15 protein-coding genes are annotated in these 19,610 nt (G+C 62.5%); 4 read left to right on the top strand and 11 right to left on the bottom strand.

The window, feature by feature from the left end; all coding sequences use genetic code 11:
- Window positions 1-108: 108 nt before the first annotated feature.
- Window positions 109-942 carry a phosphatase PAP2 family protein gene (locus ACYU7Q_RS01785; protein ID WP_460607720.1) on the bottom strand — a complete coding sequence of 278 codons (834 nt, stop codon included), beginning with the start codon at window positions 940-942 and terminating at the stop codon, window positions 109-111.
- Window positions 943-1,054: 112 nt separating this feature from the next.
- Window positions 1,055-2,251: a DUF1624 domain-containing protein gene (locus tag ACYU7Q_RS01780; protein WP_460607719.1), complete on the bottom strand. Its 1,197-nt coding sequence runs from the start codon at window positions 2,249-2,251 to the stop codon at window positions 1,055-1,057.
- A gap of 126 nt (window positions 2,252-2,377) precedes the next feature.
- On the opposite strand from ACYU7Q_RS01780, the gene ACYU7Q_RS01775 reads away from it, so the two are divergent.
- The 3 genes from ACYU7Q_RS01775 to ACYU7Q_RS01765 all read left to right on the top strand — a co-directional run bounded on the left by ACYU7Q_RS01775 (window position 2,378) and on the right by ACYU7Q_RS01765 (window position 5,710).
- Entirely contained in the window at window positions 2,378-3,658 is a 1,281-nt protein-coding gene (locus ACYU7Q_RS01775; RefSeq protein WP_460607718.1) for a zinc dependent phospholipase C family protein, read from the top strand.
- 18 nt (window positions 3,659-3,676) lie between these two features.
- Entirely contained in the window at window positions 3,677-4,519 is an 843-nt protein-coding gene (locus tag ACYU7Q_RS01770; protein WP_460607717.1) for an ion transporter, read from the top strand.
- Window positions 4,520-4,624: 105 nt separating this feature from the next.
- The gene (locus ACYU7Q_RS01765) at window positions 4,625-5,710 is read left to right on the top strand and encodes a mechanosensitive ion channel family protein (RefSeq protein ID WP_460607716.1); all 1,086 of its coding nucleotides are present in this window, start codon (window positions 4,625-4,627) and stop codon (window positions 5,708-5,710) included.
- Here the strand turns inward: ACYU7Q_RS01765 and ACYU7Q_RS01760 are convergent.
- From ACYU7Q_RS01760 to hutU, 7 genes are all read right to left on the bottom strand, one after another.
- Window positions 5,703-7,988, bottom strand: a complete 2,286-nt coding sequence (locus ACYU7Q_RS01760) for a GH92 family glycosyl hydrolase (protein ID WP_460607715.1) — start codon at window positions 7,986-7,988, stop codon at window positions 5,703-5,705. The two genes, ACYU7Q_RS01765 and ACYU7Q_RS01760, sit on opposite strands and share 8 nt — an antisense overlap.
- 93 nt (window positions 7,989-8,081) lie before the next feature.
- On the bottom strand, window positions 8,082-10,724 hold the full coding sequence (locus ACYU7Q_RS01755) for a glucosidase family protein (RefSeq protein WP_460607714.1): 2,643 nt from the start codon (window positions 10,722-10,724) through the stop codon (window positions 8,082-8,084).
- A 149-nt stretch (window positions 10,725-10,873) separates the two neighbouring features.
- Window positions 10,874-11,815, bottom strand: a complete 942-nt coding sequence (locus tag ACYU7Q_RS01750; protein ID WP_460607713.1) for a phosphatase PAP2 family protein — start codon at window positions 11,813-11,815, stop codon at window positions 10,874-10,876.
- A gap of 427 nt (window positions 11,816-12,242) precedes the next feature.
- A complete protein-coding gene (locus tag ACYU7Q_RS01745; protein ID WP_460607712.1) occupies window positions 12,243-13,052 on the bottom strand; it encodes a hypothetical protein in 810 nt (269 codons plus the stop codon).
- A gap of 63 nt (window positions 13,053-13,115) precedes the next feature.
- The gene (locus ACYU7Q_RS01740; RefSeq protein ID WP_460607711.1) at window positions 13,116-13,469 is read right to left on the bottom strand and encodes a hypothetical protein; all 354 of its coding nucleotides are present in this window, start codon (window positions 13,467-13,469) and stop codon (window positions 13,116-13,118) included.
- 207 nt (window positions 13,470-13,676) lie between these two features.
- Window positions 13,677-14,438, bottom strand: a complete 762-nt coding sequence (locus tag ACYU7Q_RS01735) for an NADPH-dependent F420 reductase (RefSeq protein ID WP_460608724.1) — start codon at window positions 14,436-14,438, stop codon at window positions 13,677-13,679.
- Between the two features lie 116 nt (window positions 14,439-14,554).
- Window positions 14,555-16,330, bottom strand: a complete 1,776-nt coding sequence (gene hutU / locus ACYU7Q_RS01730) for a urocanate hydratase (RefSeq protein ID WP_460607710.1) — start codon at window positions 16,328-16,330, stop codon at window positions 14,555-14,557.
- A 140-nt stretch (window positions 16,331-16,470) separates the two neighbouring features.
- Between hutU and ACYU7Q_RS01725 the strand changes: the two genes are divergently transcribed.
- Window positions 16,471-16,743 (top strand): hypothetical protein, encoded by a 273-nt coding sequence (locus ACYU7Q_RS01725; RefSeq protein WP_460607709.1) that lies wholly within the window; start codon window positions 16,471-16,473, stop codon window positions 16,741-16,743.
- Between the two features lie 13 nt (window positions 16,744-16,756).
- Here ACYU7Q_RS01725 and ACYU7Q_RS01720 read toward each other — a convergent pair whose 3' ends face one another.
- Complete coding sequence (locus ACYU7Q_RS01720; RefSeq protein WP_460607708.1) at window positions 16,757-18,682, bottom strand: sensor histidine kinase; 1,926 nt, start codon at window positions 18,680-18,682, stop codon at window positions 16,757-16,759.
- Between the two features lie 112 nt (window positions 18,683-18,794).
- A complete protein-coding gene (locus ACYU7Q_RS01715; RefSeq protein WP_460607707.1) occupies window positions 18,795-19,607 on the bottom strand; it encodes a DUF4097 family beta strand repeat-containing protein in 813 nt (270 codons plus the stop codon).
- Between the last annotated feature and the right edge of the window lie 3 nt (window positions 19,608-19,610).

Raw genomic sequence — 19,610 nt, 5'->3', positions numbered from 1 at the left:
CTCGGGATAAAATATTTTCCGGCCGCAATCTCACTAAACCAGAAAAGCCCGCCGGACATCATCCGGCGGGCTTTTCTGGTTCTGAAATGGTCTAAGCGCGACCGTTAGCTATAGCTTTTTGCTTAGCAGCATGCCCGAATAGGCGTAGCCGTTGGCGTTTAAACCCTGCAACGGCATCAGGGACATGCCGTTGCGACCAGCCACTTTGTGCAGTTGCGGCACCACCACGCCCATGGTTGCGCCCACGGCGTAGCCCACGAGGTTATCGGTCAGAAAATGTTTGCCGGCCTCGATGCGGAAATAAGCGACGGCCGCCGGTACCACGGCCGCCGCGCCCCACACGAAAGGCTCGCCGGCGTAGCCGGGGTTGAAATCGTGCATGACCTTGGCGGCGAAGAAGGTAGCCGTGGCGGTGTGCCCGGTGTGCCCCGCGAAGAAGGAATTGGTGGCGATTTTGCCGGAGCGCCCGCTGCCGCCCTCGGGGCCGTAGAGGTAGGGCCGGTAGCGGTAGATGTTGCCCACCGAAGTAGTGAACAGGGCATCGGTGGCCAGCATGGTTTCGACGTAGAGGCCCAGCACCTGGCCGTAGTGGCCGCGCACGTTGTCGTTGAGGGCCAGCAGGCCGGGGGCAATAGCCAGTGTGGGATAGCAGATTAAGTCGCTGGTAGTTTGGGCGCTTTCGCTGTACCAGCCGGCCGAGAAGCGGTCGATTTTCGGCACGTCGTTTTTGTTGAGGGCGGCCAGCTCGGCATCGCTCAGGCCGCTTTTCTGCTGCACGCGGTACAGGCCGAAGGCACTCACGGCGCCCAGGCCCAGGATGATGGGCCCATCAACGGCGAAGCGGGTGTGGTAGGGCGAGCCGGCCCGGTTCTGGGCCGATGCCGTGGGAGCCGCGGCCGTCAGCAACGTGCCGGCCAGGGCGAGAGAGGCAAGAAACTTCATCGAAAGATAATCTGGTGATGAAGTCCGAAACGGAGAATCAGCGCGCAGGGTTAATCACGGCTGAGCTTTCGGATTTATTCCTCTCAAACTGCTAACGGCCGTCGTTTACGACTTACAGGTAGGACAACCACCAGTGCGCGTGCCGCTGCTTATAGCCCTGGTACCAGCGGCAGGGCCAGTACAGCAGCAAAACCACTGCGGCCCACACCACATAGGCCCGCAGCAGGCTGGGCTGGTAGCCCGCGGGCCAATCTTTGGGCTGGGCAAAGGAGAAATTGAAGGGCTTGCCAAATTGCAGCCACGTCCAGACCAGCGCGCCGCCGCTGATGAGGCAGAAATGCATCAGGTAATAGCCCATAGGCACTTTGCCGTAGGTGCTCAGCCACCGAGTCAGGCGGCCGGGCGCATCCTCGGTTACCGAGAGCAGCAGCAGCGCCGTGCCCAGCGTGAGGCTCAGAAACAGCAGCGACGGCGGGTACTTGGTGATGTTGATGAACGAGAGGGCCGTGTAAAGCGGCCCGCGCTCCTGCACGGCCCAAGGCTGCGGGTCGCCGTATATATTGCTGAACCGCAGCACTACGAACAGCAGCAGCGCGCCCGCCCCGGCCAGCTGCAGCCGGCGGTTGCGCGCGGGCAGCGGCAGCTGAAACCACGGGCCGATGCAGTACCCGGCGGCCAGCACCGCCACCCAGGGCAGGATGGTATAAGCCACCAGCACAGGCAGTTTGGGGGTTAGCTGGTAGAGGAATGGACTGTCGTAAATCAGGGCCGGCAGCAGCGTGGCGGCCGTTACGGGCTGAATATTGGGCAGGGCGTTGTGGCCCAGAATCACGGCCAGGGCCAGCGTGGCCGTCAGCCAGCGCGGCAGCCAGATGAAGCCGGCCAGCGCCACCATGCCCCAGCCTATCGACCAGATTACCTGCAGCAGAATCAGATTAAACGCGCCCCATTGCAGCAGGAAGTTGATAATTACGATTTCCATGAAAATCAGCCACAGGCCCCGCGTGAGCAGAAACCGGCTCACCCGCCCCCGGTCGGCCTGCTTTTGCTGGTACAGGAACACGCTGGTGCCGGCCAGAAACACGAAGGTGGGCGCGCAGAAGTGCGTTATCCAGCGCGTGAAAAACAGCGCCGCCGAGGCGTGGGCCACGTCTTCGGGCCGCACGGCGGTGGGCGTCCAGAATTCGCGGATGTGGTCGAGGGCCATGATGACCATGGCCAGGCCGCGCACTACGTCGACGGCCTGCACGCGCGGCGTGGTGGCGCGGCTGGCAATTACTTGAGGGGGAAGTGTAGTAGTCAGGTCCATGGGCGGGAATGGTGGGAAAAGACGAAGCCAAGTTAGGGGATTTCCCGATGCCTGCGGGTCCGTGGCCAGCAACGGGCGGGTGGGTTTCCACGTTGCCCAAGTTACGCTCGTCTCGCACCCGTTTTCATGTTCTTTCGTCTGCTGTTTTTCCTGCTGCTGGGCTCCGCCGCGCCGGCATCGGCCTATTCGGTGCTCACCCACCAGGCCATTGTCGACACGACCTGGGCCGACTGCATTGCCCCGCTGCTGCAGCGCCACTACCCCGGCGGCACTGCCAACGAAATGAACGAGGCCAAAAGCTATGCCTACGGCGGGGCCATTTTGCAGGACATGGGCTATTACCCGCTGGGCTCCACGTTCTTCACCAACCTCACGCACTACGTGCGCGCCGGCGACTTCGTGCGCAACCTGCTGCGCCAGGCCCGCAACCGCAACGAGTACGCTTTCGCGCTGGGCGCGCTGGCCCACTACGCCGCCGACAACGTGGGCCACCCCGAGGGCACCAACCTGATTATCCCGACCGTATATCCCGATTTGAAGGCGAAATTCGGCCCCGTCGTCACCTACGAGCAGGCCACCGTGCGGCACACCGAACTGGAGTTTTCCTTCGACGTGGTGCAGGTGGCGGCCGGCCGCTTCCGCAGCCAGACCTACCACAAGGCCATTGGCTTCCGGGTGAGCAAGCCGGTGATGGAACGCGCCTTCCGGCAAACTTATGGGCTGGAAATGAAGCAGTTTTTTTTCAACGTGGATGCCAGCGTGGCCATGTTCCGCTTCGCGGTGAACCAGCTGCTGCCGGCCGCGGCGCGGGCCGCCTGGCAGAACAAGCACGATGAAATACGGGAGCTGAGCCCCCGCGCTCGCCGAAGCGATTCGCTCTACCACAACAACCGCCGCCAGTTCCGCCGGGAGTTTGGGCACGACTACGAGCGGCCGGGCTTCGGGGCGCGCCTGATGGCGGGCGTGCTCAGCGTGCTGCCCAAGATTGGCCCCCTGAAACCTTACGCCTTCACCCTGCCCGACGCGGCCGGGGCCCTGCAGTTCCACCGCAGCTACCGCGCCTCGATGGCCCGGTTTTGCGCCCTCACCAACGAGCAGCCCACCGACACCACCCGCACCCTGCCCCTGCCCGATACCAACCTCGACACCGGCCAGCCCACCCGCCCCACCGCCTACGCCCTGGCCGACCAGACCTACGGTGAGCTGCTGCGCAAGCTGCGCCGGCACAAGTTCGAGCACCTCACCCCCGCCCTGCGCGAGGCCCTGCTGAGCTACTTCGCGAGCGGCGTGCCCACCCCCGGCCAGGAACAGGAGCACGACGACGTGAAAAAAGAGAAAAAAGCCCAGAAGAAACTCCACGAAACGCAGGCCGCCCTGGCGGCCTTGCAGGCCCGCCCCACGCCCTAGCCCCACCACATCGGCCCCATGGATATTCGCCCCCGCGCCGACGCGCCGCCCTGGCAGCGGGTCGCCTATCGCATTATTTTTGAGTCTGATACCCGCGCCGGGCGGGCGTTCGACATTGTGCTGCTCGTGGCCATTGTGCTCAGCGTACTGGCCGTGATGCTGGAAAGCGTGGGCAGCATCTCGGCCGAATATGGCCGCTTTCTGCGGGCCGTGGAATGGGGGTTTACGGGGCTGTTTCTCGTCGAATACCTGGTGCGGCTGCTGGTGGTGCGCCGGCCGCTGGCCTACGCGCTGAGCCTGCTCGGCATCGTTGATTTTCTGGCCATTGTGCCCGCGCTGGCGGCGCTGGTGCTGGCGGGCAGCCACTACCTGCTGGCCATTCGCACGCTGCGGCTGCTGCGGGTTTTCCGGATTTTCAAGCTGGGCCGCTTCGTGGGCGAGGGCGAGTTCATTGTGCAGGCGCTAAAGGCCAGCCGCTTCAAAATCCTGGTGTTTCTCACGGCGGTGCTCACGCTGGTTATCGTGGTGGGCACGCTGATGTACGTGGTGGAAGGCGGCGAGCATGGCTTCACCAGCATTCCAAAAAGCATTTATTGGGCTGTGGTGACGGTGACGACGGTAGGCTACGGCGATATTTCGCCCGTCACGGTGCTGGGCCAGTCGCTGGCCTCGGTGCTTATGGTGTTGGGCTACGCCATCATTGCCGTGCCCACGGGCATTGTATCGGCCCAGATGGCCACGCCCGCCGCCCCGACCACGCCGCCGGCCCCAGCGTTCAAGCAGGCTGTTTGCCCGGCCTGCCAGGCCAACGGCCACCGCCCCGACGCCAAATTCTGCTGGCGCTGCGGGCAGCCGGTGTAGCACCAGCCCAGGTGTTGCCAGCGCCATGCGGCTAACCTTTCCGGCGTGGGCGGGGTACACCCTGCTCACCCAAAGGCCGCCTGGCAGGCCGCGCAACTGGCAACTATGAACGAACCGCTGGCGCATCTCGTCTCGCATTTCCCCGATATTGTCACGGGTATGGCCGTGCTGCTGGGCGGGCTGGCCGCCGGACTGGTGGTCCGGTTTGTCATCTTCGCCGGGCTGCGGGCGTATAACCGGCGCGAAGATTCGGCCCTGGCCCGCTCGCTGGCCCGGCACCTGCGCATGGCCAGCGCGTGGTTTCTGCCGGTGCTGGCCCTGTCGCTGCTGCTGCCGCTGGTGCCCTTGCCGCCCAAGCCGTTTGAGGTGCTGCGCCGCTTCATCGAGTTTGTGCTGATTCTCACCTTCGCCTGGGGCCTGATTAAGACGCTGGATGTGGCGCAGGACCTGGTGCAGCTGCGCTACCAGCTTGGGCAGCCCGATAACCTGCGGGTGCGCAAGCTCTTCACGCAGCTCCAGTTTCTGAAGAAGCTGGCGGCTTCGCTGGTCGCGTTTGTGGCGGTGGGCCTGGTGCTGATGAGCTTTGAGACGGTGCGGCGGCTGGGCACGGGACTTCTGACGTCGGCCGGCATTGCCAGCGTGATTGTGGGCTTTGCGGCACAACGGTCCATCAGCAACTTGCTGGCGGGCTTTCAGATAGCCTTCACCCAGCCCATTCGCATCGATGATGTGCTGGTAGTGGAGGGCGAATGGGGCCGCGTGGAGGAAATCACGTTCACCTACGTCGTGCTCAGCATCTGGGACGAGCGCCGGCTGGTGCTGCCGCTCAATTACTTCATCGAAAAGCCCTTCCAGAACTGGACGCGCACCAGCGCCCGCCTCACCGGCACGGTCTTCCTCCAAACCGATTACACCGTGCCCGTCGACGCCCTGCGCGCCGAACTGCGCCGTCTGCTGGAAGCCAGCCCGCTCTGGGACGAGCGGGTGTGCGTGCTGCAAGTGACGGACTCCAAGGAGCGCACCCTGGAGCTGCGCGCCCTCGTGAGTGCCGCCAACGCCAGCGCGCTGTGGGACCTGCGCTGCGCGGTGCGCGAGGGGCTGGTGGCGTTTTTGCAGCGGCAGTATCCAGAGAGCTTGCCGCGCACGCGGGCCGAGGTGGCCGGGCCACCGGAGATAGGCGCGGCTACTTAGCGGCGGGCTTGGAGGCGGAAAAGGGCGCGTCTTCGGCGGCGGTGCCGCGGGTGGTGGCGGGCGCGGGCACCATATCAAAATCCAGCGTAGCGCCTTGCTGCAAGGCCGCGTGGCTGAGCCAGTTGTGGCCGTAGGGCTGGCCATTGAGCTTTAGCTGGCCGATGTAGCGGTTGGCGGCGCTGTTGGCGGGGGCGCTCAGCACCACGTCGTGGCCGTTTTCGAGGTGCAGGGTGGCTTTGGGGAAGAGCGGTGCGCCGAGCACGTACTGGTCCGAAGCCGGGCACACGGGGTAGAAGCCCAGGGCCGAAAACACGTACCAGGCCGAGGTTTGGCCGTTGTCTTCGTCGCCGCAGTAGCCGTCGGGCGTGGGGCGGTAGAGGCGGTTCATGGTTTCGCGGGCCCAGTACTGGGCTTTCCAGGGCTGGGCGGCGTAGTTGTAGAGGTAGATGATGTGCTGGGCCGGCTGGTTGCCGTGGGCGTACTGGCCCATGTTGGCAATCTGCATCTCCCGAATTTCGTGGATGACCTCGCCATAATACGCTTCATCGAAGATGGGCGGCAGGGTGAACACCGAATCCAGCGTGGCCAGGAAAGGCCGGGGGCCGCCCATCAGGTTCATCAGGCCCTGCACGTCGTGAAACACCGACCAGGTGTAGTGCCAGCTGTTGCCCTCGGTGAAGGCATCGCCCCACTTGAAGGGGTTGAACGGGGTTTGGAAGGTGCCGTTCTGGTTGCGGCCGCGCATCAGGCCGCTCTGCTTGTCGAAGAGCTTGCGATAATTCTGGCTGCGCTGGGTATAGAGGGCAATTTCCTTTTTTGGGCGTTTCAGGGCCGTGGCCAGCTGCGCGATGGCGAAATCATCGTAGGCGTACTCGAGGGTGCGGGCGGCGCTTTCGTTGATTTTTACGTCGTAGGGCACGTAGCCGAGCTTGTTGTAGTAGCTCACGCCGGCGCGGCCCACGGCTTCGAGCGGGCCAGCGTTGTTGGCCCCGTGCGTCAGGGCCTGGTAGAGGATGTTGATGTCATAGCCGCGCCCGCCTTTGAGGTACGCCTCGGCCACCACGGAAGCGGAGTTGTTGCCCACCATGATGTTGCGGTAGCCGGGGCTGCCCCACTCCGGCAGCCAGCCGCCCTCGCGGTAGGCATTGGCCAGGCCGGCCTGAATTTCGGCATTCACCGACGGATACATCAAGTTCAGCAGCGGAAACAAGGCCCGGAACGTGTCCCAGAACCCGGTATCGGTGTAGAGAAAACCGGGCTGCACCTGGCCATTATACGGGCTGTAGTGCACCGGCTGGCCGGCCGCGTCCAGCTCATAAAACTTGCGCGGAAACAGCAGCGAGCGGTACAGGCAGGAATAAAACGTGCGCTGCTGCTCGTCGGTCCCGCCCTGGATTTCGACCCGACCCAGGGCTTTGTTCCAGGCCTCGCGGCCTTTTTGCTTCACTGTTTCGAAGTCGTCGGACCCGATTTCCAGCAGGTTGCGCTCGGCCTGCTCCGGGCTGATGAACGAGGACGCCACGCGGGCCTGCACCTGCTCGCCCCGGCCGGTGCGGAAGCTGACGACCGCGCCCGCGTGGGCGGCCGTGAGCTCGGTGCCGGTGCTGGTCAGGGTTTTATCGTTGAATAAATGGGTGGCCGTGAACGGGCGGTCGAACTCGACGACGAAGTAGTTTTTGAAGTTGGCGGGCACGCCGCCCCGGTTTTTGGTGGTGTAGCCGATGATGCGGTTCTGGGCCGGCAGCAGCTTCACAAAAGAGCCTTTGTCGAGGGCGTCGAGCAGCACGTAGGCGCTGTCGGTTTTGGGGAAGGTGAAGCGGAACCGCACGGCGCGCTCGGTGGGGGCCAGCTCGGTGGTAATGTTGTAATCGGCCAGGTACACGCTGTAGTAGTAGGGCCGGGCGATTTCAGATTTGTGCGAAAACCAGCTGGCCCGCTCGTCCTCCCCCACCCTGATTTTGCCGGTGCCGGGCATGAGCACGAATTGCCCGTAGTCGTTCATCCAGGGCGAAGGCTGGTGCGTCTGCTTGAAACCGCGGATTTTATCGGCCCCGTACTGGTAGGCCCAGCCGTTGCCCATTTTGCCAGTTTGGGGCATCCAGCAGTTCATGCCCCAGGGCCGCGAAATGGCGGGGTAGGTATTGCCGTTCGAGAGGTCGGGCTTGGAATCGGTGCCCATGAGCGGGTTCACCAAATCGGCGGGCGCGAGGGTTTGGGCCGAGGATTGGGCGGCGCCGAACAGCGCAAGCAACAGAACCAGAAGTAGCCGGAGGGACATAGGCGGGCGGTAAAACAGTTTGAAGCGCGCAAAGTAGCGCGGACTCTGTAGTCCGCGAGTGGATTGGTTGACTCGCGGACTACAGAGTCCGCGCTACTGCGCATCCGCCTTGTGCAGCAGGCGCACCACCAGGCCCGTCCAGCCGGTTTGGTGGCTGGCGCCGAGGCCGTGGCCGTCGTCGCCGTGGAAGTATTCGTGGAAGAGCAGGTTGTCCTGGAAGTGTGGGTCGGTCTGGTGGATTTCGGTGTTGCCGTGGGCGGGGCGGCGGCCGTTTTCATCCTTGAGAAAGAGGCGGGCGAGGCGGCCGGAAAGCGCATCGGCTACCTGGGCCAGGGTGTGCAGCTGGCCCGAGCCGGTGGGGTATTCTATCGTGAAATCGTCGCCGTAGTAGGTGTGGTAGCGCTGCAGCGACTCGATAATCAGGTAATTGACCGGAAACCAGACCGGCCCGCGCCAGTTGGAATTACCGCCGAACATGTCCGACTCCGCCTCGCCGGCCACGTAGGACACGGAGAAGCTGTCCTCGTCGCCGACGTGGTAGTGGTAGGGATGGTCGAGGTGGTAGCGGGAGAGCGAGCGGATGCCGAATTCGGAGAGGAATTCGGTTTCATCCAGCATGCGGGTGAGGATGCTGCGCAGGCGCTTGCGACGCATGAGGCCCATGAGGTGGCGAGTAGCCTGGCCGGGCACTTCCCAGCGGCTCACCAGTTCGGCCAGGCGCGGGCGGCGCTTGATGAGGGCCAGGGCGCGGGCGTGGAATTCGGGCACGGTGGCGAGCAATTCATCATCGATGACTTCGACCGCGAAGAGCGGGATGAGGCCCACCATGGAGCGGATGCGCAGGCGGGTGCGCGAGTCGTCGGGAGCGTGCAGCACATCGTAGTAAAACCTGTCCTCATCGTCCCAGAGGTTGAAATGGCCGCCGCCCCCGCGCGTCATGGCATCGGCGATGTGGAGAAAGTGCTCGAAGAACTTGACGGCCATTTCCTGGTACACGGGCGTGGTTTGGGCCAGCTCCAGGGCCATGCGCATGAGGTTGAGGGAGAACATGGCCATCCAGCTGGTGCCGTCCGATTGCTCGATTTTGCCGCCGGTGGGCAGCGGGGCCGAGCGGTCGAACACGCCAATGTTGTCCATGCCCAGGAAGCCGCCCTCGAAGATGTTGCGCTCGTCGCGGTCCTTGCGGTTTACCCACCAAGTGAAGGTCATCACCAGCTTCTGGAACACGGCTTCGAGGAAGGCGGTGTCGCCCTGGCCGTCGTGCAGCTTGCGGTCCATCTGGTACACGCGCCAGGTGGCCCAGGCATGCACGGGGGCGTTCACGTCGCTGAAATGCCACTCGTAAGCGGGCATCTGGCCGTTGGGGTGCAGGTAGCCGTCCTGGCAAAGCAGGCGGAGCTGCTGCTTGGCAAAGTCGGCATCCACCATGGCCAGGGGCAGGCAGTGAAAGGCCAAATCCCAGGCGGCGTACCAGGGGTATTCCCACTTGTCGGGCATCGAGACGATGTCGGCGTTGTGCAGGTGGCGCCAGGTGGCGTTGCGGCCTTCGAGGCGCTCGGGCGGCGGCGTAGGGCGGGCGGGGTCGCCGTCGAGCCACTGGCTGACGTCGTAGTAATAGTACTGCTTGCTCCAGAGCATGCCGGCGAAGGCCTGGCGCTGCACATTGCGGGCGTCGGCGTTGGTGAGGCCCTCTTGGATGCAGTTGTAGAACTCATCGGCCTCCTGCCGGCGCAGAGCAAATAGCTGGTCGAAATCAGCGAACGGGGCGGCGTGCTCGGGCTGACTGAGGCGCAGCCGTACGGTTTGAGGCCGGCCGGGCTCGACCACAAACTGGTAGCGGGCGGCGGCCTTGGTGCCGTGCTGGGCGGGGTTCACGGCCGTGGTCTGGCCCTCCACGATGTATTCGTTGATGCCGTCTTTGAAGTAGCGGCCGGCCTTGTTTTTCTTCTTGCGCTTCTTGCCGAAGAGCGTGGGACTGGTTTCGTTTTCGCAGAAGAGCAGCTCGGCGGGCTGGTCACAGTAGAGCTGGTAGCGGCCAAGGTCGCGGTGCTCGGCGGCCATCGCATCGGGCTGAATGCGGCGGATTTCGGGGCGGTGGTCGTCGTAGCCCAGCGTCCAGGTATTGCGAAACCAGAGCTGGGGCAGCACCGTGAGCGGCGCGGCTTCGGGACCGCGGTTGTGGATGGTGAGCTGGACGAGGATGTCCTGCGGACCGGCTTTGGCGTATTCAATGAAGACGTCGAAATAGCGGTTTTCGGCGAAGATGCCGGTGTCGAACAGCTCAAATTCGGGCTCCTGGCGGGTGCGAGCAGCGTTTTCGGCCCGCAATTCCTCATAAGGGAAAGCGGCCTGCGGGTACTTGTAGAGCATCCGCATGTAGGAGTGCGTGGGGGTGCTGTCGAGGTAGTAGTACTGCTCTTTCACGTCCTCGCCGTGGTTGCCCTGGCCGTTGGTGAGGCCGAAAAGACGCTCCTTGAGCTGGTTGTCGGCCCCGTTCCAGAGGCCGATGGCAAAGCAGAGGCGCTGCTGGTCGTCGGAGAGGCCGCCGAGGCCTTCCTCGCCCCAGCGGTAGGCGTAGGCGCGGGCGTGGTCGTGGGTGATGTAGTTCCAGGCGTCGCCGTGGGGGCTGTAGTCTTCGCGCACGGTACCCCACTGGCGCTCGGTGAGGTAAGGGCCAAATTGCTTCCAGTTAGCAGTTTTCTCGCGGGCTTCGGCGAGTCGTATTTGTTCTTGCATAGCAGGTCGGGGCGAGCAGGGCCGGGCGCGAAAAACGCGGCGCGGGCGCTACTGGCGAGGTTAGCGGGAAATCGGGCTTACGGGATTGGGCGGGCGGGCGGCCATGTAGCACGGACTTTAGCTTCGCTGACTTTCAGTTGTAGTCCGCGCTACAGCGACCGCATCAGCCGGATGCCGCCATACGCGTAGCCGTTCAGATTCAGCCCCTGCACGGGCACCATGGAAACGCCCGTGCCGTGCAGCCGCTTATAGAAATGCAGCGTCACCAGGCCCACCGCCGCCCCTACCCCCACGCCCACGGCCGAATCGGTGAAGCGCTGCGGGGGCACGTTGGCGGGGTCGAAAACCGTGTCGTTGCGGTGCAGGCGGGGCACTACTACGCCCACGGTGGCCCCCACGGCGTAGCCCACCAGGTTATCAGACAGGAAGTGCTTGCCGGCCCGAATGCGGAAGTAGGCCACCACGGCGGGCACGGCGGCAGCGGTGCCCCACACGTAGGGTTCGGCTTTGGAGCCGGGGTTGAAATCGTGAAAAACCTGGGCGGCGAAGAAGGTGGCGGTGGCCGTGTGGGCGGTGTGCCCGCCAAAAAACGAATCGGTGGCCACGGGGCCGTGGCGCAGCTCGCCGCCCTCGGGGCCGTAGAGGTAGGGCCGGTAGCGGTACACCGTGCCCACAGTGAGGGTGAAGAGGGCGGCGGTGCTGCTCAGGGTTTCGAGGTAGAGGCCAGCCACCTGCCCGTAGCGGCCGTGCACGTTGGGCTGGAAGGCCAGCAGGGCGGGCACCAGCGCCAGGGTGCCGTAACAAAAGCCGTCGCTCACAAGCTGGGCGCGGGGGCTGAACCGGCCCGCCGAAAACCGGTCGAGGGCCGGGATATTGGCGGGGTCCAGGGCGGCCAGGTCGGCGTCGGTGGCGGTGTGCTTGTGCTGCACCAGCAGCAGCCCGGTGCCGCTGAGGCCCAGCAGCCCGGCCGTGAGGGGGGCCTCCACGGCGAAGCGGGTGGTGTAGGGCGAGGGGGCCTGCTGGGCGCGGGCGGCGGGGCCGGCGCTCAGCCACAGGGCGCCGGCGAACACGAGCGGCGGACAGGACTTCATGGAGCGAAGGTGGGACTTATTGCTGGGAATCAGCTCAACAGCTTCAATACCTACCTATACTCCGTTCTCGAACCTCACGGATAAGAACATTAAGGCCGGCAACGCCCTCTGGGAATACATCGTGGACGTGCTGGGCACGGGCGCGCTCATGTACAAGGAAACTACAAGGAAACGAATCCGAAAAAAGCAAAAACCTACACCGTGGCGACGCTGCTCAAGCGCATGCGCAACGAGCACAGCGGCGGGGAAGAGGGGGCGTAAGCGGGTTGGAATGGAAAACAAACGGCCCCGCTGCGGTTGCAGCGGGGCCGTTTGTTTTGACTACCCTAGATAGGTGGACTTGGCAGAAACTGCCAAGCCACCTACAGCACCTCGCTCCTCCCAAATTATAAAAATATCATTTGTGGAAGACTAGGGAGTTGCTTTGTTAACGAAGTAGAGGGTTAGGCTGTCTCTTTGCATTTGATTTAATTGTCATGGTTTGCCCATCACAGTTTTCAAACAATTCATTTCGCCACTCTACACCGTTGAAATCAGTCAGGTCATTGGATTCAAGACCTTGGAAATAACGTTTTTCGTTGTGAATCAACCCAAATGAACGTGCACTTAAGTTACGGTACAAACCTACTAACTGCGGTGCACCTCCGCAAGTTTTATTTTTAGTATTGATTAGAAACTCATAGAAGCAATGAAATACTGCCCTACTTACTTTGCCATCACCAATATTATATCTCAGATATCTATCCAAGAACTCTTCATCTCCTGAGCCAATTACAAATATTTTTTCTGAATAACCTTTAAAATCAGAATTTTCGACCGTCCATTGACCAGTCGTCTTTAACCAGCGGATTTTTCTACAAAAGAAATTCTTATCAGATATTCTTGAAGCATGTATTATTTGAATACTATCATTTACAATATCTTTAACTTGACTAGGATACTGTTGGAATACCTGTTTTATTTTATTGTAAAACGCATTAAATTTTTCTTCAAAATCCCACGCTTCATTGAACAACATTCCTGAATCAATAATATTGACAATCTGATTCAAAACAATCGATGGAAATAGAACGTCACCAGAGTAAGCAAATATATCAGGGTAGTTCACACAGCCGAAGACCTTCCTTGCATAATCGAAAGACGAACCGTTACGCCAACTAATTCTACTATCTGACAACAAATAAATGGATGATGGGCCTCGAGAGTCATATGCAATCCAAGATACTACTAAGGTCATGTTTATTAAATTAGATACTGTGGGTTCAAAAGACTCTATCAGCTGTACACATTTTCGCAGTTACTAATTTCTAATCATACGGCCATCATATTTATCGTGACATGATTTACATAGCAATAGCACACTGTGTCTGCTATGACGCCTTCTCAACTCTTGTTCAGCTTCAAACAAATCTAAGCAACCATTCTTAGCCAGCAAATTAAAGACTTCTTCAACAATCTGCGCTCTAGACAATGTTGATACGTGAGCCGCTTCAAGTTGCTGCTCTCCCCTAAATTCACACGGCTCTTCTGGAACACCTTCGCATTGATTATTTGCTTCCATTTTCCATGGTTTTGAAACACTCTGAACAAGGTTCCGAACAAACGGCCCCATGTAACGTTTGAATTCCTCAATTGTACCGACAAATTTTGCCATGGCCGTAGCTTTTTGCATTCACTTAAGAAAAGTGCCACTAATCTATTAAGAGCAGCCCTAAGCTACACCAGTTTCTCAAGAAGCAGCTAAGGGGCGCAAGGCTAGCAGGGGCCGTGAAACACCGCAACTACCAGCGGCCAGCGCTGCACTAGGGACACAAAAAAAGCCCTGCCGAGCGGCAGGGCTTTTTCATTTTCCGGCAATAGCTTATTTCAGCGAGATGCCTTGGACGGCCATGGCCTGTTCGGCCTTGGCTTGGTTGGCTAGGTACTCGGCGTGCTGGGCTTCGGTGCGCTTGCTGCCGAGGCTGGCGTAGTGCTCGCGCAGTTTGTCGGCGGGCATATCGGTGCCGTAGGACGGGGTGCCGGGCTGCTGCCGCCACGACTCGTGCAGGGTGCCGGCGTCCACGGCGTCGAAGCCCAACTCTTCTACCAGGGCCATTACTTTTTGCTTGGCCGCGGCATCGTCGCCGGCTACGGGCAGGGCAATGCGGCCGGGCGTGCCGGCGGGCACGCCCTTGTTCTGGAGGTGGTCGGCGTAGATGTTGTTGAACACCTTCACTACAGGGCGGCCCAGGTGCTGCTGCACCCACTCGCTTTCCGTGAGGTCGCCGGTTTCGAGCTCGGCGATTTTGCCGTCGCGCAGCATGGGGTAGTAGTTGCTCGTGTCAATGATGGGCACCTCGGCCGGCACGCCCGCGAAGAGGTCTTTGGGCAGGTCGGGAATGTTTTTCAGCGGGATGGTGACTACGATGAGGTCGGCGCCCTTGGCCGCTTCTTCGGCGGTGACGGGGGTAGCGCCGGTTTTCTGGGCCACATCGCCCAGCGTTTCAGGGCCGCGCGAGTTGGCGATTTTAACCGAGTGGCCGAGGCTGACGAGCCGCACGGCGAGGGCGCTGCCGATGTGGCCGGCTCCGATGATTCCAATGTTCATACTGTGAAAGTTTAGGAGGTTCGTACGGCCACGAATTGCGGCCGCAGGTAGCTAAACAGCTTCGGCGGCAACTTGCTTTTTCTGGCGGATAATTGCCAGTGAGGAAGGCTATAAAAACGTCATGCTCATCTGGCGAACCCCGCCTCTACTCCCTACTGCATCGAAGGAATCTTCGCGCCGCGCTCGCGGGCCACGTCCTGGGCTAGCTCGTAGCCGGCATCGGCGTGGCGGAAGATGCCCATGCCGGGGTCGGCGGTGAGGACGCGGCGCAGGCGCTCGGCTTTTTCGGGGGTGCCGGTCGCTACTATCACCATGCCGGAGTGGGTCGAGTTGCCGATGCCCACGCCGCCGCCGTTGTGCAGGCTCACCCAGTCGGCGCCGCTGGCGCAGTTGGCCAGGGCGTTGAGCAGGGGCCAGTCGGCCACGGCGTCGGAGCCGTCCTTCATGCCTTCGGTTTCGCGGTTGGGCGAGGCCACCGAGCCGCAGTCGAGGTGGTCGCGGCCGATGACGATGGGAGCCGAAACTTCGCCCCGCGCCACGAGGTCGTTGATGACGAGGCCGAATTTCTCGCGCTCGCCGTAGCCCAGCCAGCACACCCGCGCGGGCAGGCCGATGAAGGGCACTTTGGCCTGGGCCTTCTCAATCCAGCGGGCCAGCAGCTTGTTGTCGGGGAAGGTTTCGAGCAGGGCGCGGTCGATGCGCAGAATGTCGGCCGGGTCGCCGCTGAGGGCGGCCCAGCGGAAGGGCCCCTTGCCCTCACAAAACAGCGGGCGAATGTAGCCAGGCACGAAACCGGGGTACAGAAACTGGCCGTTTTCGTCGCGCACGTTCAGGCCGCCTTTTTCGGCCTGGCCGCGCAGGTTGTTGCCGTAGTCTACGGCGATGGTGCCGCGCCGCTGCATCTCCAGAATGGCCTCCACGTGCTTCACGATGGACGCCAGGGCCTGGCGCTTGAACTCTTCGGGGTTGGCTTCGCGCAGGGCCAGCACCTCCCCTATTTCGCCTTCCGGGATGTAGTCCATCAGGTCGTGGGCCGAGGTTTGGTCGGTCACGATTTCGGCCTGGAAGCCCAGCTCCAGCAGGCGCGGCAGGATGGTGGCCGCGTTGCCGGTGAGGCCGACGGACCATCCTTTGCCGTCGGCTTTGGCGCGTTCGCAGAGCTCCAGGGCGTGGGTGAGGTCGCGGGCCTGCTCGTCCACGTAGCCTTCGCGCACCTTCTGCTTCACCCGCTCGTCAATCGGCTCGATGACGAGGCAGGCGCCGTCGTTCATGGTCACGGCCAGGGGCTGGGCGCCGCTCATGCCGCCCAGGCCGGCCGTGAGGGTAATGGTGCCGCGCAGGCTGCCGCCGAAATGCTGGTCGGCCATGGCGGCAAACGTCTCATAAGTGCCCTGCAAAATGCCCTGGGTGGCAATGTAAATCCAGGAGCCGGCCGTCATCTGGCCGTACATCATCAGGCCCATTTTATCCAGCTCGTCGAAGTATTCCTGGGTGCTCCAGGCGGGTACGAGGTTGGAGTTGGCGATGAGCACGCGGGGGGCGTGGGGCCAGGTTTTGAGCACACCCACAGCCTTGCCCGATTGCACGAGCATGGTTTCGTCGGCTTCCAGTTCCTTCAGCGTTTTCACAATGGTCTGGTATTCCTTCCAGTTGCGGGCGGCGCGGCCGGCACCGCCGTACACAATCAGCTCATCGTAGACCAGCGAAACGGCGGGGTCCAGGTTGTTTTCCAGCATCCGCAGAGCGGCTTCGGCTTCCCAGGTTTTGCAGCGCAGCTCGGTGCCGTGCTTGGCCTTCACGGTTTCTTCGGGCTTGAACTCGTAGAACATCGGGCGCTTGCCGTCGTGCTTGGGCAAGGGCGCGCCGGTGGCGGTGGAGAGAGAATTGGCTTCGAGGTTGAGCTCGGGCGTTTGGGTGGCGAGGGTCATTGGGTGGGTTTTTGGGTGGTGCGGCGAAGATAGGAAAGTGGCGATAAGCAACGGCACCGAACGCTAATTTTACCGGTTGTAGGGGCGGGGTTGTCCCCGGCAGGGCTTGTCCCCGCCCCTACAACGTTCAATCACTCCCCATGAGCACCGACTATAAACCCATCGACTGCAACTTCTACGACCTGCTGGAAGCCGCCGCTACCCAGCGCCGGCGCGTTGATTTGCAATACTTCAACGACTTGCGCCAGCTCTGCCTCGGTTCCGGTGTCATCGACACGCTTTTCATCCGCGACAAAGTCGAATTCATGCGCCTGAAATCGGGCGAAGAAATTCGGCTCGACCACCTCATCCGGCTCGACGACACCCCCGCGCCGCTCTACGCCGACTACCCCGATTTCAGCTGCGGCTGCTAAATACCACGGAGAATCAGGCTGCGGCGGCGGGCAATGTCATCGTTAATTCCGTGAACTGGCCTTCCTCGCTTTCCAGGGTGAAGGTGCCGCCGTGGCCTTTCGTGATGATGTCGTAGCTCATCGACAAGCCCAGGCCGGTGCCTTCGCCGGTGGGCTTGGTAGTAAAAAACGGCTGAAACACCTTTTGCTTCAAGGCGTTCGGCACACCGATGCCGTTGTCCCGGATGTGGATTTCGACCCGCTGCCCCGCCCGCTTCGTGCTGACGCTCACCTCGGGCTGGTAGCCGGCGGGGTGGCCTTCCTGCTTTTTCTGCACCGCGTAGAAGGCATTGCTGAGCACGTTCAGCAGCACCCGGCTCACCTCCTGCGGCACGGCCAGCACGCGCCCCAGGCGGGGGTCGAGATGGGTGGTAAGGCGGGCCTGAAACGTCTGGTCCTTGGCGCGGGCGCCGTGGTAGGCCAGCTGCGCGTACTCCTCGGTCAGGGCGTTCAGGTCGACGGATTCCTTCTGGCCCGTGCTGGTGCGGGCGTGCTCCAGCATGCCGCGCACGATGGCGGAAGCGCGGCTGCCGTGCTGCCTGATTTTTTCAAGGTTTTGCTGCACGTCGTCCAGCAGGTCCTGCTCCAGGGCGGGGTCGCGGGGCTGCTGGTGCTGGCACTCGCGCAGCTCGGCCACCAGCTCGTTGCTGACTTCCGAGAAGTTGTTGACGAAGTTGAGCGGGTTCTGAATCTCGTGGGCGATGCCGGCCGTGAGCTCGCCCAGGCTGGCCATTTTTTCGGATTGGATGAGCTGGGCCTGGGTGGCTTTCAGCTCGGTCAGGGTGTGTTGCAGGGTTTCCTTCTGCTCGCGCAGCTGGCGGTTGGCCACCCGCCGGGCGCGGTTGGTGCGGATGAGCACAAACGCCACGCCAGCCAGCAGCGCAATGCAGGCCACCAGCGCCACCACAAATTGCTGCTGCCGGCGGGCGGCCTGCTCGCGCACCAGCCGCTGCCGGGTGAGCCGCTGAATCTGGGCTTCTTTTTTCAGCAGGTTTTGCTTGTATTCCAGCGCGGCCAGGCGGCGGGTGGTGGCCTCCATGGTCAGGCTGTCCTTGTAGGCGCTGTACTGCAGAAAGTAGCGGTAGGCCTGGGCGTAGTCGCCCTCTTTGGCGTAAGCCTGGCTGAGGGCCTGGCTGCTGTCGCGGCGCTTGCGGCGGGCGGCCAGCTGGCGCACCACCTGCGGCGGGCTGGGCTCACGAATGAGCAAGGTATCGAGCCAATGGTCCATCCGGCCCAGCTCCACCCGGATATCGTGGCCGTGCCAAGGCGCCTGCATGGGCAGCTCCGCCCCTTTGGCGGCCGCCCCCAGCCTTCCCCGCACCCGCTGTTTTTCGAGCCGGGCAATGGCCGCAGCATCAAAAGGGCTAAACTCGCTGTCTTTCAGAATCCGAACTACTTTCGGCCCGGGCGCGCTGCGGCCCATGGCCTCGCCCAGGGCTCCCAGCAGCGGCCCATACGCCCCGGCCGCCGGGGGCGCCAAGCGGCCGGAGCGCCGCTGGAGCCGGCTGATTTGGTTCATGGCCCAGCCGGCTTCTTTCAGGTCGCGCAGCTGCCCGGCCAGCGCTTCGGCTTGCTTCAGCAGCGCGTCGGCCTGCGGGGATTCCTCCTGCAACTGCAAGCTCGCCAACTGAGCCAGGGCCACCACCTGGCCGGGCAGGTACCCCAGCCGGCGGGCCTCGGCAAGCAGCGAATCCGTCGCCTCGGCCGAGGTGACGGGCACACTCAGCGCCGCCCTTAGCCGCAGCACTTCTTTCGGCAAAGGCATGGGCGCACGTGGGGGCACCGGCGGCCGTTCGGTGCTGTCGGCATCGGGCACGTCCTGCGCTCGCGCGGGAATTCCCCTCAGCCCCAGCATGAGCATCAAAAGAAACCAGCCACTAACGCGACGAAGCTGCTGCATGGGAAGGAGCGCGAAACGCGCCTGAATAAACCTACACGCTATTACCAGTAAATATATTAATTTATATTTTCTTGTATTTTGCGTCGTAGAAGCGGTTCCCGGGCGGTGGCCGCTAGTCCCGCTCCTGGTCCACGCTGATGCCGCCGTTGGTGGTCACGGCGCGCACCGGGGCGCCGCCCTGGCCGAGGCTGGCTTCCACTTCCTTGTGGAACATGCCCGATTTCGTCACCGGCAGCTCGGTGCGGATGCCGCCCATGTTGGTGCTGGTGTAGAGCCGGGCCGAATACGTGCGGGGCAGCTTCCAGTGGATGCCGCCGTTGGTAGTGCTCACGTCCAGGCCTTTGCCGTCCCACTTGCTGCCCGTGAGGGTGATGTTGACGCCGCCGTTGGTGGTTTCGCCTTTCACCTGGCCGCCCAAATTGGCGAGGTTCACGCCGCCGTTGGTGGTTTCGAAGGTGATGGCCGCGTTGAGGTTATCGAGGCTGATGCCGCCGTTCACGGTGTTGAGGGCCAGGGCGGTGGTGCGGGGCACGAAAATTTCGTAGCTCACGCTCCAGTTCTTGTCTTGGTTGGGGTCGGTGGCGCGCAGGGTGTTGTTGGCGGTGCCAATGGTGATGCGCTTGACGCGGGCCGTGGCCTCTTGTTCCGAAGTGGCCCAGGCCTGCACGCGGGCGCGGATGCGGACATTGGGCCCGTCCCAGCCGTGAACGGTGATGCCGCCGTTGGGGTCGGCGTTTACGCTCAGGGGCTGGCCGGCGGGGGCGCTCATGGTCAGGTCGCGGGTTTCGCAGAAGCCTTTCATCAGCTTGTCGCCCCGGTTCCAGGAGTTGTTTTCGCAGGTGGTTTTGAACTGGGGCTCGGTCGTTTGGGCGGTGGCGGCGAAGGTGCCGCACACCAGAGCGAGTGCAGAAATCAGGTTTTTCATGGG

This window comes from Hymenobacter terrigena, assembly GCF_054776515.1.
The sequence above is the reverse complement of the archived record's forward strand: the minus strand, read 5'-3'. Positions and strand labels throughout refer to the sequence as shown.

What these genes read in the sequence shown, in the direction of transcription:
- ACYU7Q_RS01770 (WP_460607717.1), top strand. Translation starts at nt 3,677, where the DNA reads ATGGATATTCGCCCCCGCGCCGACGCGCCGCCCTGGCAGCGGGTCGCC.
- ACYU7Q_RS01715 (WP_460607707.1), bottom strand. Translation starts at nt 19,607, where the DNA reads ATGAAAAACCTGATTTCTGCACTCGCTCTGGTGTGCGGCACCTTCGCC.
- ACYU7Q_RS01725 (WP_460607709.1), top strand. Translation starts at nt 16,471, where the DNA reads ATGAGCACCGACTATAAACCCATCGACTGCAACTTCTACGACCTGCTG.
- ACYU7Q_RS01720 (WP_460607708.1), bottom strand. Translation starts at nt 18,682, where the DNA reads ATGCAGCAGCTTCGTCGCGTTAGTGGCTGGTTTCTTTTGATGCTCATG.
- ACYU7Q_RS01745 (WP_460607712.1), bottom strand. Translation starts at nt 13,052, where the DNA reads ATGACCTTAGTAGTATCTTGGATTGCATATGACTCTCGAGGCCCATCA.
- ACYU7Q_RS01750 (WP_460607713.1), bottom strand. Translation starts at nt 11,815, where the DNA reads ATGAAGTCCTGTCCGCCGCTCGTGTTCGCCGGCGCCCTGTGGCTGAGC.
- ACYU7Q_RS01785 (WP_460607720.1), bottom strand. Translation starts at nt 942, where the DNA reads ATGAAGTTTCTTGCCTCTCTCGCCCTGGCCGGCACGTTGCTGACGGCC.
- ACYU7Q_RS01760 (WP_460607715.1), bottom strand. Translation starts at nt 7,988, where the DNA reads ATGTCCCTCCGGCTACTTCTGGTTCTGTTGCTTGCGCTGTTCGGCGCC.
- ACYU7Q_RS01775 (WP_460607718.1), top strand. Translation starts at nt 2,378, where the DNA reads ATGTTCTTTCGTCTGCTGTTTTTCCTGCTGCTGGGCTCCGCCGCGCCG.
- ACYU7Q_RS01780 (WP_460607719.1), bottom strand. Translation starts at nt 2,251, where the DNA reads ATGGACCTGACTACTACACTTCCCCCTCAAGTAATTGCCAGCCGCGCC.
- ACYU7Q_RS01740 (WP_460607711.1), bottom strand. Translation starts at nt 13,469, where the DNA reads ATGGCAAAATTTGTCGGTACAATTGAGGAATTCAAACGTTACATGGGG.
- ACYU7Q_RS01755 (WP_460607714.1), bottom strand. Translation starts at nt 10,724, where the DNA reads ATGCAAGAACAAATACGACTCGCCGAAGCCCGCGAGAAAACTGCTAAC.
- hutU (WP_460607710.1), bottom strand. Translation starts at nt 16,330, where the DNA reads ATGACCCTCGCCACCCAAACGCCCGAGCTCAACCTCGAAGCCAATTCT.
- ACYU7Q_RS01765 (WP_460607716.1), top strand. Translation starts at nt 4,625, where the DNA reads ATGAACGAACCGCTGGCGCATCTCGTCTCGCATTTCCCCGATATTGTC.